Annotated in this window: 2 protein-coding genes; both read right to left on the bottom strand. The window is 63.2% G+C overall.

Annotated elements, in window-relative coordinates; translation table 11 throughout:
* Positions 1–652, bottom strand: a 652-nt coding sequence (locus ACHHTY_RS11960) for a type II secretion system protein N (RefSeq protein WP_395494399.1), incomplete at its 3' end; no start/stop codon positions are given.
* Between the two features lie 112 nt (positions 653–764).
* Positions 765–2,415: trypsin-like serine peptidase (locus ACHHTY_RS11955; protein ID WP_395494398.1), on the bottom strand; the 1,651-nt coding region annotated here is incomplete at its 5' end.

The following is a 2,415-nucleotide window of genomic DNA, read 5'->3' as shown; positions in this document are numbered from 1 at the left end:
AGTTCGGCCCCCTTGCCGCGGCAGCGGTCGGCCGGCGCGGTTCGGCGGCGGACACCTGCTGGTTTTCGTCCCGCCCCTCCAGGTAGAGGGTTTCCAGTTGCCCGGCCCGGCGCAGAATGACCCGGTCGACGAAAATCGCCTCGATGGTGGCATTGCCCGGCACCGTATCCCCGTGAACATAGACGCTATCCTGGCCCCGGCGCCCTTTTTCGGCTATCACCGCCCAGCCCCGTTCACTGGAAGTGGTAGCCAGTAAGCCCTTGAGGGTCAGACTCAAGGTGGTTTCGGGGGCCTCGAGCAAAGCGGCGGTGGCGGCGGCGTCAGTTGGCTGGAGCTCGGCCCGGCCAAACAAATGAAGGGCGGCCAGTTGTTCTGCCCGGGCCGCCGCCTCGGCGGCACTGCTGCCGTTGGCCCGCGGGGCCGCCCGGGTTTCGACCAAGGCGACGCCGGCGGGGGCAAGCTGGGGGACGGGAGTAAACAGGGCCCAGGTAAAGCGGGCCGAAGCCTGGGCCAGCAGGACGATCAAGAGAATAATAGAGAGATTGCGCAATTGGCCTAGCCGCCGCTCACTGCCGAGCAGGGAGCGCCACAGGTCGCGGAACGAAAATGGCCCGGCCGGTGCCGCGCTGCCTTTGCCGGCCAGGAACATCATCGGCCGCGCCAGCCCTTGACGCAACCACGCTGTGGATATTTTATTCACAATATAAGGTTATCCGATTACCGCTGATTTCGGGTAAATAATTGGTAAAAACAAGCTCGCTAATTTAGCAGAACGCCATCCGGTCAGCAAGGGAGATTTTAACCTCTCCCCGCTCCGGCTCCCGCGCCTCGGCCAGGACCAGGGCCAGCCGGGCGGCGGCCACCACCGGCACCAGGGCCGTTCGCACCAAAACCCTGGCCTCCGGATGCCGGACCAGCCACTGGGCTAAGGCCGGCGAATGGCGGTAATAGAAAGCCACCAGGCGCCGGCCGAGCTGGCTGCGCAAGAGGATTTGATCGCGAACTTGGCGCAGGAGCAAGACCTGGGGGGCCTCGGCCGAGCCGTAGGCGGCGGTGGCGATAAAGCAGCCGCCGCCTCCGCCGGAGGCAGGCGGAAGAATGTTTTCGCCGTTCCCATCATCCACTGCCGGCTCATCGCTGGCAGCATCATCCAGGGGCGGCAACGGGGCCGGCTCTTCCACCTCCGGCACCGTCGGCTCGGAATCACCACCGGGGCCGGGTTCGGTTGCCAAGGGTTCCACTTGAATCAAGCCTTCGGCAAAGCGCTGGTCAGGGTCCAGCCAAGGCCAGAAGGGCGCCCCTACAAAGGCCCGGTCAAAACGGCCATAGAAATTCGTGCCATCCAGATTGACGCAAGAGGCATTGCCGCCGCTCAAGGTGCCGAGCAGGTAGCCGCCGAGATCGGCAAAAATCCCGGAACCGCTGCTGCCGGCCTCAATTGTACCCTCGCTGAAGCGTACATCGACAAACTCCCCCGAACCATCAGGAGTTTCACGGCAGAACAATAAATCATTACTGATCTCGCAGGTAAAATAGCGCCGCAGAAAACCGAAACTGAATTTCTGCAGATCGTTCTGAGGATGGTGGAGACCGGCAACCCACTCTCCCAGTTGGGGCGGAGCTACACTCCAGCCGGCAAAAGTCACTCCTCCAGGAGGTTCGGCGAATAACCGCAGCAGGGAGCTGTCGGTGGCGGGATGAGGCTGCAGCAGTTCCGCCCCCCTGCCGCTCTCACCCCCGAGGAACTGGTAATCGTTGATCTCTTCGCTGTCGCAGGCGGCGGTGTAATAGAACCAGAGGGTCTGGACCGAGGATGCCTTGGCCTGCGTGTCGATACAATGGTTGGCGGTAAGGAAATAGGGGGTGGTGCTATTGTCGCGATCGTTGAGCAGGGTTCCGGTGCACTGGAATAGACTGGGACCGATGTTGAAGTACATCAGGGCCACGGCTTTTTTCTCCGCCTCCCACTCCGGAAAGCAGGAGATATCAAGATGGCAGTCCCCGGCTCCGCCAGGGGCCAGCATGAGCTGGGAGGACTTCGGGGCCGCGAAAAGATGCGAGAGCGCGGGCAGAGCCATCTGCAGACTTTCCGGGGGCAGCTCCGGGGGCAGATAAATTTCCAGGCCGATAAAGTCGCCTTCCAGCAACGGTGACCAGTAGGTCCGGGCCTCGTTTTCCGGCGTCCCGGCAAGCAGGTTGAGGTCGATCAGTCCATTAATCGCGCTTCCGCGGACCAAATGCCCCGTCTTGCCCTCCCGGCCAAAAAAGCGGAACTCGGCCGCGTCCGGAACCTGCTCTATCAACAGCCCCAGCCGCACTCCGTGGGCCCCGGCGGATGCAACGCGGATCGTGGCGACCCGACCGCCGCCGGGCAGCTCATGCCAGAGCAGTTTCCCGGCCAGATCCGCCGCCGTT

It is taken from the genome of Desulfurivibrio nitratireducens (assembly GCF_044068515.1).
Classification (GTDB): Bacteria; Desulfobacterota; Desulfobulbia; order Desulfobulbales; family Desulfurivibrionaceae; genus Desulfurivibrio.
This window is presented reverse-complemented; position numbering and strand designations above follow the sequence as displayed.